The sequence below is a fragment of the Paenibacillus sp. FSL H3-0302 genome, assembly GCF_037982245.1.
Taxonomy (GTDB): domain Bacteria; phylum Bacillota; class Bacilli; order Paenibacillales; family Paenibacillaceae; genus Paenibacillus_AQ; species Paenibacillus_AQ odorifer.
This window is the reverse complement of the sequence record NZ_CP150284.1, coordinates 3,160,840-3,174,264: the sequence shown is the minus strand read 5'-3', so window position 1 is coordinate 3,174,264 and position 13,425 is coordinate 3,160,840. Positions and strand designations below refer to the sequence as shown.

Annotated in this window: 15 protein-coding genes; all 15 read right to left on the bottom strand. The window is 39.6% G+C overall.

Features of this window, described 5'->3' with window-relative positions; all coding sequences use genetic code 11:
* Positions 1 to 1,389 (bottom strand): serine hydrolase, encoded by a 1,389-nt coding sequence (locus tag MHH50_RS14160; protein ID WP_340034480.1) that lies wholly within the window; start codon positions 1,387 to 1,389, stop codon positions 1 to 3.
* Between the two features lie 117 nt (positions 1,390 to 1,506).
* Positions 1,507 to 1,743: a DUF3977 family protein gene (locus MHH50_RS14155; protein WP_076194262.1), complete on the bottom strand. Its 237-nt coding sequence runs from the start codon at positions 1,741 to 1,743 to the stop codon at positions 1,507 to 1,509.
* A gap of 30 nt (positions 1,744 to 1,773) precedes the next feature.
* Complete coding sequence (locus MHH50_RS14150) at positions 1,774 to 2,289, bottom strand: GNAT family N-acetyltransferase (protein WP_076185895.1); 516 nt, start codon at positions 2,287 to 2,289, stop codon at positions 1,774 to 1,776.
* A gap of 150 nt (positions 2,290 to 2,439) precedes the next feature.
* Positions 2,440 to 3,096 (bottom strand): CatB-related O-acetyltransferase, encoded by a 657-nt coding sequence (locus MHH50_RS14145; protein WP_340034478.1) that lies wholly within the window; start codon positions 3,094 to 3,096, stop codon positions 2,440 to 2,442.
* A 184-nt stretch (positions 3,097 to 3,280) separates the two neighbouring features.
* Positions 3,281 to 4,057: a DUF817 domain-containing protein gene (locus tag MHH50_RS14140; protein WP_076135041.1), complete on the bottom strand. Its 777-nt coding sequence runs from the start codon at positions 4,055 to 4,057 to the stop codon at positions 3,281 to 3,283.
* Between the two features lie 2 nt (positions 4,058 to 4,059).
* Complete coding sequence (locus MHH50_RS14135) at positions 4,060 to 4,275, bottom strand: helix-turn-helix transcriptional regulator (protein ID WP_076129351.1); 216 nt, start codon at positions 4,273 to 4,275, stop codon at positions 4,060 to 4,062.
* 10 nt (positions 4,276 to 4,285) lie between these two features.
* On the bottom strand, positions 4,286 to 4,768 hold the full coding sequence (locus MHH50_RS14130; protein WP_038570783.1) for a DUF2975 domain-containing protein: 483 nt from the start codon (positions 4,766 to 4,768) through the stop codon (positions 4,286 to 4,288).
* A gap of 208 nt (positions 4,769 to 4,976) precedes the next feature.
* Entirely contained in the window at positions 4,977 to 6,191 is a 1,215-nt protein-coding gene (locus tag MHH50_RS14125) for a hypothetical protein (RefSeq protein WP_076280705.1), read from the bottom strand.
* Between the two features lie 24 nt (positions 6,192 to 6,215).
* Entirely contained in the window at positions 6,216 to 7,061 is an 846-nt protein-coding gene (locus MHH50_RS14120; RefSeq protein ID WP_076306763.1) for a hypothetical protein, read from the bottom strand.
* Positions 7,058 to 7,744: an ABC transporter ATP-binding protein gene (locus tag MHH50_RS14115; protein ID WP_076194270.1), complete on the bottom strand. Its 687-nt coding sequence runs from the start codon at positions 7,742 to 7,744 to the stop codon at positions 7,058 to 7,060. The genes MHH50_RS14120 and MHH50_RS14115 overlap by 4 nt, the downstream gene beginning before the upstream one ends.
* The gene (locus MHH50_RS14110) at positions 7,741 to 8,157 is read right to left on the bottom strand and encodes a GntR family transcriptional regulator (protein WP_076129346.1); all 417 of its coding nucleotides are present in this window, start codon (positions 8,155 to 8,157) and stop codon (positions 7,741 to 7,743) included. Before MHH50_RS14110 ends, MHH50_RS14115 begins: the two co-directional genes overlap by 4 nt.
* A 138-nt stretch (positions 8,158 to 8,295) precedes the next feature.
* Positions 8,296 to 9,804, bottom strand: coding sequence for a malate:quinone oxidoreductase (locus MHH50_RS14105; protein ID WP_076129345.1), 1,509 nt, complete (start codon positions 9,802 to 9,804; stop codon positions 8,296 to 8,298).
* A 216-nt stretch (positions 9,805 to 10,020) separates the two neighbouring features.
* Positions 10,021 to 11,061, bottom strand: coding sequence for a hypothetical protein (locus tag MHH50_RS14100; RefSeq protein WP_340034475.1), 1,041 nt, complete (start codon positions 11,059 to 11,061; stop codon positions 10,021 to 10,023).
* Positions 11,062 to 11,297: 236 nt separating this feature from the next.
* The gene (locus MHH50_RS14095; RefSeq protein WP_076194274.1) at positions 11,298 to 12,299 is read right to left on the bottom strand and encodes a Gfo/Idh/MocA family oxidoreductase; all 1,002 of its coding nucleotides are present in this window, start codon (positions 12,297 to 12,299) and stop codon (positions 11,298 to 11,300) included.
* Between the two features lie 30 nt (positions 12,300 to 12,329).
* Positions 12,330 to 13,418: a Gfo/Idh/MocA family oxidoreductase gene (locus tag MHH50_RS14090; protein WP_076129342.1), complete on the bottom strand. Its 1,089-nt coding sequence runs from the start codon at positions 13,416 to 13,418 to the stop codon at positions 12,330 to 12,332.
* Between the last annotated feature and the right edge of the window lie 7 nt (positions 13,419 to 13,425).

Below are 13,425 nucleotides of genomic sequence, written 5' to 3'. Positions count from 1 at the left end.
TCATCCCTCCCAACCAATAACAGTTATGTCTTCTCTAACCTCCAAGGAAAGATTCCTATGCATATACAGTTCAATTTTTTTACCGCTAAAGCTCAAGGTGTAATCAACTACGTAAGGGGTTTCAATGTAATATACCGTGAGGATTAATTTGGAATCATCATATTGCCAGCTTGCAGATGTACAAACTTCCTGCTCACTAAGGGATAAGTCTTTAATAAATAAACTTTTTGCATGGGTAGTCCTTGAAAAATCGAACGGAAATTCATCTAAATGATCGTCGTAAAGTAAAGAAAAACTAAGGTGCTCATCTTCAAACTTCAATGTTAATTCTTTGATTTTATGCTTATTGTCTTCAAAGATATAGGTTCCACTATACGATCTATAATCTACTTTAACTATCCTGTCTACTAAGGAGGTAAAGGTAGGAGGTTTAATAATGTTAGATGCAACCGTTGGCCAATCAAAGTTTAGTAAATTTGCATATATGATATCTAAAAAATCCTGTAACTTCTTCATCTCGGTAAAACTTGAAGTTGCAGCAATCACAATCTCTTGACTCGGATCAATGAAACACAATTGACCAAAAGCTCCATTCCCCATCTTACATCCATTCCTGCACATAAAGAATTGATAACCATATCCGTTTGACCAGTCAGCCTTATTTTGTCCCCAACGATTATCGCTTTGTTCATTTAGCGCCAGCTTTAAATAATCTTTCGAAACAATTCTACGACTATTGTAAACCCCTTGATTGAGGAGCATCTGGCCAAATTTCGCAATTGCATCTGTTGGTATGCTTAGTCCCATTCCACCAGCAACAATTCCTAACGGGCAAGTCTCCCAATCCGGTCTTTCTATGTCCAATGGCGTAAATAATCTTGGCATTAGAAAATCAACAAGATTCTCTCCAGTCGTCTTTTCGATAATAGCCGAAACCATATAAGTGGCGTGTGTATTGTAATTGTAATAACTTCCCGGTTCATCTTCTACGTCCACAGCTAAAAAGGCACGAACCCAATCATTTTGCTTGGCTATCGCACCATATATATTATTGTTATGTCCTGTATTCATGGAAAGAAGATGATGTATCGTCATCTTAGCCAAATTAGGTGAAAATGAGCTAGGAACCTGATCCGGGAAAAAAGAAACCACTTTATCCGTTAATTCAAAATAACCGTTATCCCATGCTATGCCTGCTGCAATAGATGTAAAGCTCTTACTTAGAGAAAATAAAACCTGGGGAACGTTTTTGCGGTACGGTTGACGATAAAACTCGGTAATAACTTCTCCCTTACGCAATAGCATAAAAGTATTAACCGGTAAATCAGATCGTTCAAGTTCTTCATAAAACTTAGACAGCGCTTGGGTCAAATTCTCTGGATTATCCATTTAAACCTCGCTTGTCGTTATATTTTTGAGTTTTCTAATAATCTCAGGTGGAGTGCTAAGTCTCGTGTCAGGTCTCCTCCATTTGTTCATTTAGACGGCAACCTTCTCATACTTAACCTAAAGACTTGTTATACCAAAAATAATCTTCAACGATTTACGACTCTTCTTACATATTTTCAAGCCTTGTTTTAAGTCTAGAATGATTACAGTTTTGCCAATCCAAATCCTTAAATATAATGAGCGGAACTTTACCGGTTTCACTATGCCTTTTTCTTCATATTCCGTTCCATCCTCTAACTCCGTTTCAGTTCTAATAAGCCATGTATTGCCGAGACCAAATTCGATATACTTCAGAATCTATCTCCCCCCGTACATGAGCTGCTTTTATTGCTCAATAGTTTTTATAAGATAAAGGCAGAGATCATCGTCCACACAAACATGTGCCCCAGGCTCAACAGGCTTATTATCGTACATGATTCCCCGCCCATCAGGGATAAAACCACGCTTTATATACATCCGTTGTGCGGTTCCATAGTCAGCGTATAATCCAAATCCAATACCAATAGTATTAGATATAGTAAAAGCATCTTTTTCAAGAGCTTCAATTAATACACTTCCTACCCCACGTTTCCTAAATGGCGGGATGACGTCAAAGTTTTGAATTTCAGGTATATTATTCTCTGCAAAATAAGGATATTCCGACCTGTATACCACATGTCCCCATCCAACAAACTCATTTTCACAAAAAGCTAAAAGTGTAACTCGCTTTTCATTTTGATTTTCTTGCCAACAACGTTGGACATAATCAAGAGGTTGGCTTACGTCATGCTCAGATAACCCCGTATGTATAATATCAATATCGTTTTGTGTCATTCGACGGATTTGTAAAGGTAAGGCCATAATATAATTTCCTCCTAACTTATTAAATGAGTCCATTCCTATATTAACATACTAATTAGGATTAATCTGGTAAAAAACAATTATTGTTAAACTACCCTGTCAGATAAAAGAACAGGCTGCAGAATATACCGGCAGCCTGTTCTGATTTTGTTATTTTTTTATTTCTTTAAGGTAAAAGTCATATAATTGATCAATAGATGAACTGGAAAAGATAGAAGTGGCTTGTTCAATTTTCTCACGTTTCCAATCGAACCAGCGCATTTCCTTTAACTTTTCGATTTCTTGATCTGTAAACCGTTGCTTGATCACTTTAGCAGGATTGCCGCCTACTATCGTATACGGTGGGACATCCTTTACAACAACTGATCCTGCCGCAACAATAGCACCTTCGCCTATTTTCACACCGGGCATAATCATTGCATTCATCCCAATCCAGGCATCACTAGCAATGATTGTATCCCCTTTGGATTCGTAAGAGTTTGCAATCTGGTCTACAAAAGGATACACGGTAATCCATTCAGGATGATGATTGTGATTCCCACCCATGAGAATAATTACACCACTAGCAATACAAACATAATTTCCTATAATCAATTTATCTAAATCCCAGCCATAATCTTCACTGGGATTAAACAACTTTCTTGATTGTTCATCACCCCAAAGGTATCTGACACACCCATCTTCAAAATCAAGATTATCGTAATAACCAGAGTAGTAAGAGTACTCTCCTACCTCTATCATTGGGTTGGTGACAATATCCTTTAAATACTTAGTTTCAGACCAGTGGCTAAACTGATGTTGTTTCATTTTCTTTCCCTCGCTTCTAAGTAATGTAATTCATTTATACTTAGAAGCTTGATGCAGTAGCGACATTCTTAAACCTTTTCAAACGACGAACCATCGTCCTCATCCTTTTCCTAATTGATGCCGTCATTGTAACAAACGAATGATTTATTCGTCAAATCAACCGTATTGTCCGAACTCAGCTCAATTATGAATTTATCGGATTACGGCTAGCCTTAACATGTTTAAGCTGGGCAACTATAATGACGCTAATGATCACTAGAAGGAACCACGAACTGATCTTACTGAAACTAACCAGTTGCCACGTTTGATATTGATCAGGATATTTCCATGCATTAAAAAATGTAGCGATATTTTCAGCTAACCAGATAAAAAATCCTACAATAAAAAAGGCCAGTGTCAAGGGCATTCGATAGGTAACCGTCCGTACCCTATAAATGATCCATGTTTTCCAGAAGACAACAACCACAAGCGCTGTCAGCCACCAACGAAAATCAGGAATGAAATGATGTGTGAAAAAATTTAAATAGATGGCTCCTCCCAACAATCCCGCTGAAGCAAGCCCCGGCCAACCGGTCATATCCATTTTCAATCTTCGCCATATCTGGCACATAAAGCTTGCGACACTTGCATACATAAATCCACTATATAGGGGTACACCAAACACCTTCGTAAACCCTGGCTCAGGGTATGCCCATGAACCCATCTTTACCTTATAGATTTCCAGCAATAAACCAATAACGTGGAACACACAGATTACTTTTATTTCATCTAGTGTCTCTAATCCAGTACGGTACATGAGGTACTGCACTGTAAGCAGTATTAGAAGAATAGCATCATAACGGTAAAGAAAAGGCATTTCTATTATGTTAGAAAGAGCTAAAGTCCCAAAAATCGCAACAGGAAATATGCAACTCATCGCCTGATGATATCCGAAATGCAGTAATTGTGTTATTGACTTCATTCTTATGTTTCCTCATCATTTTTGTATTCTAATAGATCTCCAGGCTGACATTCCAATGCCTTACAAATTGCCTCTAACGTTGATAATCGCACCGCTTTTGCTTTTCCATTTTTCAAAATAGAAAGGTTAGCCATTGTTATTCCAACTCTCTCCGAAAGCTCAGTAACACTCATTTTTCTTTTAGCCAGCATCACGTCAATATTAATTATAATCGCCATTGTTTTCACCTCAGACAGTTAAGTCATTTTCTGATTTTATATCAATAGCTTCTTTTAAAAGCTTTTGTAGAACTGCAGCAAAAACGGCAATCACCATGGAGGCAAAAATGATAATCAAGCCGATGACTATAATCCCTGGGGCATCATCTTTCTCCGCCATGAGGTAAAAGAGTGGCATACCAACTACATACAAGCAACTGATGATGATTGCACAATATTTTATTTTCTTTAAAACCTGTACAGACATTTCCGAGAAAGCATTGTTCTTGTCAATATAGCCTAACAGTTTAAAAGCTTGATACAGTGCAAAGTAAAAAGGTATCGCCGAGGCATACAAATCAATGGCAATGAGATATTTCAATAAACTATAATCCGGATACAGTTCTGCTGCGAAACTCGCTATTTCCGGCACCACAAATATGCACAAGGCAAGCACCGGGATACCAATAAGAATAACCGCTGCCCTTAAAAAAAGTGTTGATCCTCTTTCCATAATAAACACACCTCACAGATTTATTGTGAATTGAATTTATCATATTATTTATCGTTTTACAATATATTTTAATCGATATACAGTGATTATTGGTTGTTTTATAACTTTCGACTAAAAGGCCGAGCTAATTGACTATTAGAAGTCATTAGCTCGGCCTCGGTACCTTTTCATATCTCTTTATCTCTATTTTTCTATTCTACAAGTAATTCTAATACTGACCGAGATCGATAAAATTCAAATCCATGTTAGCTTCATCTTCAGCCTGATTTGTAACCTCTGTTGATACTGCTTTTCCTTCGTATTCAAGGTTACCGCTTGTCAAATTGAATACATACAGACGATTACCTTTGAAGTACTTATTACCCATATTCTTATAACCCACAATATAGAGATAGTCTTGTTTAAAATCATAGGTAATGTTTTCACTTAAATCTATATTTGTATTCTTCAGAGTAGTCTCATATTCTTTACTCACGAGATCGTAAGAAATAACAGTAAATCCTATATTCTCCTTACCCGATACAGCTTTTTGCAGGAAATAAATTTTCTGTCCATACGCATTCATAATATTATTCAATAACATTTCATGCCCTTGGAACGCGAGCGGCGAGATTTGTCCTGTTGCAACATCTACTTGATATGCCTTTTTATGATTATCTTTACTAACCGTTAAAATCCATTGATCCGAGTGATCCAGATTTTGATTGGCTAACCTAACGAATTGATTATCCCCATTTGCTGCTTCAGATTTAGCTCCTGGTAATACGAGCGGCTCATTCGTAATCTCCTTTGTTGTTAGATTAACACGGATAATCTGCGGTTCAGTTACATAACCTTTGGCGCCGTGATTCAAAAACACCATTGCAACAAGCTCTTGATCAACAAGCTGTACATTTTGTACATAGATATCTGAAATATCATGATCAACATTGATATCGGATCTGATTTCCTGCGTATTATCCTTCTGCTTATTAAGCACAGAAATACTGAGTCTAGCATTTTTCTTCGCTGATGGATCATTTGATTGCTGCTTATCTACGGTCCAATTCACGTAAGCAAGCATATCCTGATTTTCATAGAACCCAGCTAAGTTCTTCTTCCCACGCATGAACTGACGATGCTGATCCCTCCATTTATCCAATTGTGTGTTCACTGGTCTTCGGTTTAAGCTTTGGCTGATCGTTAACTTTTCATCTGGATAATCTGTACCATTTGTAGTGATATTAGCTCGTTTGATGCCAAAAACACTATCCTTAGTCAGATAATTTCCGTATAAGGCTATACCTTCAACGAGAGAAGCATCCCCTTGAACCATCGTCAGCTTATAATTAGGTAGTGTCTCTTGTGAGGCCTGTACATAATACGTCCCGATTGTAACAACCGAGAACACTACAAGAACGGCGGTAACCATATATTTTCTCATTCCCTAACCTCCATACCCCTTCAATTATACCGATATTTTCTTACGCAATAGATACAAGCTGTACCAAAGCGAACCTCCAGCAATAATCACTATTAATCCGAGACAAGCACCTATGATTTCTCCGGGATAGAAGTAGCTATCATATCTGCTATAACCCATAAGATAGGGTATTGAGGCTAATCCAGCTAGAACCGCTAAGTATAATAAGATAAAGCCGATCCCTTTCAGTCTGTAGCTCCGCTCCATTAGAATCGCTGTGAACAAGACGATCAAACCCGTAATGCCCAGTCCATAATATAGAACAAACTCAGAAAAGTAGGGCGGAACCAGAACTTTAAGCACAGTAGGATACTTCAAATAATCAAATACCGAGATGTTCCGATATAGTTCAGCAGGAAGAATCGACTGTGCTATCAAACGCTCCAGTGGCACAAGGACAATTTGCAGGGCAACAAGTCCAAATGCGAATAGCAAGATCGTAACCAGCTTGGCAAAATACAAATTCGCCCGATTGGATGGCAAGGTGAGCAGGCGATATACTATCGTATTTTTACCTCTCCAGTCACGGTACCAGATGAAGCAGCTATATATTAGCAACACTGTTATGCTCAAAAATATGGGTCCGAAATATAGAAGTCCATTATAGCGAGCATACAGCATACTGTTTAGCTGAATATATCCAGTCACATTGTGATATTGCTCAAGCGTCCACTGATTCACTCTCATTGCCTCATTCGCAGAATCCAGCCAATGATTAGCACCGATGGTGACTGCTGCAAGCTGCAAGGCAACTGTCAGCACCATGAGTCCAATATATATTTTGGCAAATCGGTTCATTTCAAAATTCAATAGCTTCACAAAAGCTCTCATTTCATGTACACCTCTCTCATTACGTCCGTAATGGACTTACCTTCCTGCTCGCGAACTTCTTCACAGTAGAATTCACGTTCTACCTTCCCATGCTGTAGCAAGACCGCTTTATCAATTAAATGCTCAATATCGTTAATTTCATGAGTTGTAATAATCACACCACGATCCTCGATCAATTCACTCGTGAACACATCAGTAATTTGCTCGCGGCTGAACATATCAATTCCCGAGAACGGCTCGTCCATTAGGATGTAATCACAATCCAAGGCAAGTCCCAGCAACAAATTCACCTTCGCAGCCATCCCTTTCGACAATGAGGATACGCGATCTGAAGAGCTCAGTCGGAAGAACTTAAGCATTTCCTTTGCACGTTCAGCGTTCCAATTCCGATAAAAGTCAGCCATAAAGCTCAAGCAATCAGCAATTCGCATATTGGAGGGCATCGTTAACGAATCTGGTATGAAAGTCATTTTCTCATACATCGCAGGCGTTAGTGATGCGTTATCGATTAAGACTTCCCCTTTGAATGGTGTCAGTCCCATGATAGACTTTAGCACTGTTGACTTCCCGGCACCATTGATTCCGATCAGGCAGGTAATCTCTCCCTTGGCAGCAGTGAAGCTAACGCCATTTAGTACCTTCTTGAATCCATAATTCTTTACCATCTGATTCACTTGGATCATCTTGTGTCACCACCCTCTGGAGATAACTTGCGCTCGGATGTATATTTTGTCTTTATGATCTCTACCAGTTCTTCAACTGGAATTTGAATATTCTGAATGGAGCTGATGAATATATCCACTGCACTTTCGATTAATTCAGCTCGAATCGAGTTTAGGATTTGCTGATCCTGTGTAATTCGGCTCGGGGAATTCCCTTCTGTTACGATCAAACCCTGTTCCTCCATTTCCTTATATGCCTTCTGCGCCGTGTTCGCATTAATCTTCATTACTGATGCCAGTTCACGCCGTGAAGGAATTTTGTCTCCCGCTCCGATTTGCCCTGTGGCGATCTGTTCCTTGAAATGACGCACAACTTGAATATATACCGGCTCACGAATATTAAAGCTGACGCCTGATTTCTGTTCTTCTGTCATACAACCAACTCCATATACTAAGTGTGTGTACTAAGTGGTTCATACATCTCATTTATGTACTATACGTGTAATACACTTTTGTGTCAATAGTTCAGATTTGAGCAAAAAAAAAACTGCCTCTCGGCAGCTCTTTTATTACTAAAACACCTTTTGATTAAAAACATGTTCTTTTCCACCTAAACCCAGTGTATCTGCTGTTGTAGTGTGAATTTTCTGAAGAAGCACGGGATTATCCATTAGTGACAAACCATAAGAAGGAATCATTTCTTTAATTTTGGGTTCCCATTCTTTTATATATTGAGGGAAACATTTGTTAAGCACTTCAAGCATCACGTGAACAGCCGTAGAAGCTCCAGGGGAAGCCCCTAACAATGCTGCGACCGAACCATCAGCGGCACTAATAACCTCCGTACCAAATTGAAGTGTGCCTTTGCCAGCTTCTGTATCTTTGATAACTTGCACACGCTGACCAGCTACAACAAGATCCCAATCTTCAATTTTGGCATTGGGGATAAACTCTTTCAGTTCTTCCAGACGTTTTTCTTTCGATAACAGCACTTGTTCGATCAGGTATTTTGTTAATGACATATTTTTAGCACCTGCCGACAGCATTGTTATGAGGTTATCCGGTTTCACAGAAGTTATTAAATCAAACATGGAGCCCGTTTTTAAGAATTTAGGTGAGAAGCCGGCAAATGGTCCAAATAGCAGTGATTTTTTATTGTCGATAAATCTTGTGTCTAAGTGCGGTACGGACATTGGAGGGGCTCCAACTTTAGCTTTGCCGTATACTTTGGCATGATGCTGCGCAATAACTTCCGGATTATTACACACCATAAAAATACCGCTTACTGGGAATCCACCAATATGTTTCCCTTCAGGAATACCGGATTTCTGCAGTAAGTGCAGGCTTCCTCCCCCGCCACCAATAAACACAAATTTCGCTGTATGTTGTTCAATGTTACCGCTGGCATTTCTGATTTTTAGATCCCATAAGCCAGCACTGTTGCGCTTCATACTATTGACACTATGTTTGTAGTGGAGATCGACGTTTTTACTCTTTAAATGCTCAAATAAGATACGCGTTAAAGCACCAAAGTTAACATCCGTTCCAGAGTCAATTTTTGTAGCCGCAATGGATTCGTTCGCAGGACGATTTTGTATAATAAGCGGAATCCATTCCATCAGTTTTTTAGAGTCAGCGGAAAATTCCATCCCTTGGAATAAAGGATTTTTTGAGAGCGCTTCAAATCTTTTCTTTAAAAAAGCTATATCCTTCTCCCCTTGCACCAAACTCATATGAGGTAACGGCATAATAAAGTCCTGGGGAGTATGTATCAGCTTGCGATTTACAAGATAAGACCAAAACTGCATCGAAAGCTGAAACTGTTCATTAATCTGAATAGCTTTGCTAATATCTATAGATCCGTCTGGCTTTTCAACAGTATAATTAAGCTCACAGAGCGCCGCATGCCCGGTTCCTGCATTATTCCATTCATTAGAGCTTTCTTCCCCTGCTTTTTCAAGCTTTTCAAATACTTTAATTTTCCATTCCGGTACTAATTCCTTCAAAAGTGTTCCTAAAGTCGCACTCATGATTCCGGCACCAATTAAAATGACGTCTGTATCAGTTGCACTTTTGCCCATTATTACCATCCTTATCCCCTGAATTTTGCAGAAAGGATGTGGGCGCTCCTTCTTAGGCGTCACACCTTTTCTGTATCAATTATAACCTTATCATGGTGTATTACAATTATTTATAAATTTAATATCTACTATTATATGAAAAAAATAAAATATTTAAAAGCTTGTAAAAAAGATAGAAATAAGTCCTCAAGATTTATGGAACAAAAAAAGGCTGCATCATGCACTGTTCTCATTGTAGACAATTCCGTTTTGATAGCCCATCCCCACTATTGTTTTTTGAATTTCCTGATCTACTTTTCTTTTAAAAGTTGCAAACTCTAATGTGGTTAAGCCGATTGGAAGCTCTTGTTCTATAAATGAATCAAAATCGATCGCCGTTTTGAAAATACGAAGCTTGTGCAGAAAAGGTAATTGCTCCATTCCCGTCAAATGAGCCAATGTTTTGCAATTCATAATCGTTAGCTCTTCCAGTGCCTTCATCTGCTGATCAAAGTTAATCTCACGTAGCTGGATTTGATCTTCAATCACAAGCTTTTTTAACGCACGAAAAACCGAAATATTACTCAGGTCATGAAAGCCACGGACTCTACAAATTTCCAGGCTCTCGATTTCATTTTCTTCGATGTCCTGAATATGTTCTCTGCCTCCAAGTAAAATACGTAGGTCTTTCAATTTCTTTAGCCGATTAATAAAATGTAAGGGTTTGTTGCTGATGGAGTGCAGCGCGAGATAGGTAAGATCCTCCAGATCTCCAATAGCATCAAGGTTTTTAACCTTACCTATAACATGCAACTGTTCTAAACGGGAGAATTCTTTTAGGTATTCCAGATTAAGCATCTTTTTCTCCGAGCTAATATTTAAAATACTTAGAGACCGTAACGTATCTATACTCAGAATTTCCGGATTTTCAAGCTCATATATCCCCACGCTCAGACTATACAGGTTATTCAGCTTAGCCAATACGTTCGTGTTATGTGCCTGGTGAAGACAATTCAGCAGCAGCATTTTAACATTTGGAATCTGCAGGAGTGTCTCACAATCAAAGGATACAGAATAGTGGCCATAAAAACGCACTCCAAAATTTTCATCAAAACGCGCGCAAAGCTCATTTACTTCATCCAGAATCGAACCATAGGTCGATGGATCAGAGAACTGGACAATAACTTGGTTGCCGCTGTACAAGTCTTGCTGAATCTGAACTGGATCTAGTGAAATAGGATCATTGATCAGAATCCTTCTTTTCCATGTAACACTCATTTCTAATCCCTCCTACTTGCCGTTAATCATCAGTGTATATTTATTGTAAATCTACGAATTACTTACCCAAGAACATAATTACATAAATCAACCCCATGGACAAGCTACCAAGGAAGGTTACAGGTTATTTAGAGTTTCGTTGATTTAGGAGGATTGAGTACAAGTGTTTTACATTAAAATACAATAAGCTGTATCATTCGTAGATTAATCTACTTTTGATACAGCTTAATTATCATTTATTCAGCCTTCTGCGATGAACTATAAATCCCCGCCACCAACTCCAGCGCTTTTATCCCTTCAGCACCATCCAACCAAAACTTTTGACCCCTGGCGACATGTTCATAGAAGTCCTCAATCAGTCTCTTATGCCCGGTGCCCCAATAGGATTTACCTTCCGTGGCACTGAAACTAGGCTCGCACAGCAAGGTTTCCTTTCCATCCTTCCAAAGATACAAATGATCTCTGCGGAGGTTGATAGTACCCTTTTCAAAAACTAGCTCCAGCTCCACTGGAGAATTCTCCAGATAGGTATTTGTACCATAAAAAAGCCCTCTGACATTACTAGTGAAATCGATGCAGGCATGGGCGGTATCTTCTACCTCTATGACCCCATTTAGCACATCCGTGGTAATACTCCCTTTCACCGATGCCACCTCTCCACCAAACCACTGAAGTAAATCCAGTGTATGAATGGTTTGGTTAATTAGCAGACCTCCACCTTCCGTAGACCAGCGTCCTCTCCAGTTACTATCGCTATAATAACTTTCGCTACGGTGCCAGGTCACGATTCCTTTCATACAGAGCAGCTTCCCATATATTCCTGAGTCAATCACCTGCTTAATATACATCGAGGCATCATTATAACGGTTCTGAAACACCACACCAAGCTGACCTGTGCTTTGCTGTGCGGCTTCAAGTATTCGTCTGGCTGAAGGAAGATCTGCCGCCATAGGCTTTTCGGTAAGGACATGTTTTCCTGCTTGTAACAACTCCGTAGCCATCTCTGCATGTAAATAATGAGGCGTACAGAGATGTACAACATGAATACGGTCATCCTTTAAAATTTCTCTATAATCATTAGTGGCTTGGCAGTCATATTCATTAGACGTCTGCAATGCTTTATCAGCATCAATATCTGCAACCGCAAGTAGTCTCACACCATCGATGCCTGTTAATGTTTTTGCATGAAGAGGGAAAATGGCTCCGCATCCAATAATGGCTGCTCCAAGTTCTTTCATTTATATTACCCTCCGTTCATCATTCCATCGTTATCTGAGTATTGCTGGGGTTAGATTGATCGCTTGCTCTTGAGCCTTCAGACATAGCTCGGCAGCTTTGAACACATGGGTCTGTGTCATCGCCAGCTCTGTCCGATTCAGACAGTCAAGGATTAGCTCACCAAAGAAAGGAAAACCAACCTTTCCTGCTACATGCTCATAATGTTCCCCTTCCCCATTGACCCAGTACACATGATCCGGTGTATTTGAACGACTTATATCAGTATATTTACGCAGTTCAATGTATCCTTCAGTCCCCATAATCATCGTGCGCCCGTCTCCCCAAGTGCCCAGCCCATCAGGGGTAAACCAATCCACGCGAAAATATTGTGTTGCCCCATTGTCCCCTACAAGAGTAGCATCACCAAAATCCTCTAATTCGGGATAAGTCGGATGATTGTAATTGGCCACTTTACTATGAATAACCGAAGCATCCTGACAATCTGCATAATACAAAAATTGTTCTATTTGATGACTGCCTATGTCACATAGAATCCCACCATATTTCTCCCTTTGGAAAAACCATTCCGGCCGGTTAGGAGCATTTAGACGATGTGGCCCTAATCCAATGACTTGCAGGACACGGCCAATAGCGCCTTGTTGAATCAGCTGCCCCGCATAGATAGCGCTTTCAACGTGAAGGCGTTCACTATAGTAGACCATATATTTCTTATTGGTTGCAGCTGCCATTGCTCTAGCGGTTTCAAGCTGTTCCAGGGTCGTAAAGGGGGCTTTATCCGTAAAATAGTCCTTACCGTGAGCCATTACTCTATTGCCTAAAGGTCCTCGTTCAGATGGAATTGCGGCCGCTGCAATTAATTGTACTTCGGGATCTTCCAGAACTTCTTCCATTGATCCGGCAGCTTTGACACCGGGATATTTACTAATAAAATTTCTGACCTTTTCCTCGTCCGGATCATATACCCATTTCAGCTCTGCCCCTGCCTCAACCAGTCCGTTACACATCCCGTAAATATGACCGTGATCTAGGGCAATAGCGGCAATGATGAATTCCCCCGCCTTCACTACGGGTTTGGATTCATACGTTGGTGCATAGGTCATCCCATTTTTTCGATTCATAGAAACC

Coding starts and splice junctions, on each gene's coding strand:
- MHH50_RS14160 (WP_340034480.1), bottom strand. CDS start 1,389: ATGGATAATCCAGAGAATTTGACCCAAGCGCTGTCTAAGTTTTATGAA.
- MHH50_RS14150 (WP_076185895.1), bottom strand. CDS start 2,289: ATGGCCTTACCTTTACAAATCCGTCGAATGACACAAAACGATATTGAT.
- MHH50_RS14145 (WP_340034478.1), bottom strand. CDS start 3,096: ATGAAACAACATCAGTTTAGCCACTGGTCTGAAACTAAGTATTTAAAG.
- MHH50_RS14140 (WP_076135041.1), bottom strand. CDS start 4,057: ATGAAGTCAATAACACAATTACTGCATTTCGGATATCATCAGGCGATG.
- MHH50_RS14135 (WP_076129351.1), bottom strand. CDS start 4,275: ATGGCGATTATAATTAATATTGACGTGATGCTGGCTAAAAGAAAAATG.
- MHH50_RS14130 (WP_038570783.1), bottom strand. CDS start 4,768: ATGGAAAGAGGATCAACACTTTTTTTAAGGGCAGCGGTTATTCTTATT.
- MHH50_RS14125 (WP_076280705.1), bottom strand. CDS start 6,191: ATGAGAAAATATATGGTTACCGCCGTTCTTGTAGTGTTCTCGGTTGTT.
- MHH50_RS14120 (WP_076306763.1), bottom strand. CDS start 7,061: ATGAGAGCTTTTGTGAAGCTATTGAATTTTGAAATGAACCGATTTGCC.
- MHH50_RS14115 (WP_076194270.1), bottom strand. CDS start 7,744: ATGATCCAAGTGAATCAGATGGTAAAGAATTATGGATTCAAGAAGGTA.
- MHH50_RS14110 (WP_076129346.1), bottom strand. CDS start 8,157: ATGACAGAAGAACAGAAATCAGGCGTCAGCTTTAATATTCGTGAGCCG.
- MHH50_RS14105 (WP_076129345.1), bottom strand. CDS start 9,804: ATGGGCAAAAGTGCAACTGATACAGACGTCATTTTAATTGGTGCCGGA.
- MHH50_RS14100 (WP_340034475.1), bottom strand. CDS start 11,061: ATGAGTGTTACATGGAAAAGAAGGATTCTGATCAATGATCCTATTTCA.
- MHH50_RS14095 (WP_076194274.1), bottom strand. CDS start 12,299: ATGAAAGAACTTGGAGCAGCCATTATTGGATGCGGAGCCATTTTCCCT.
- MHH50_RS14090 (WP_076129342.1), bottom strand. CDS start 13,418: ATGAATCGAAAAAATGGGATGACCTATGCACCAACGTATGAATCCAAA.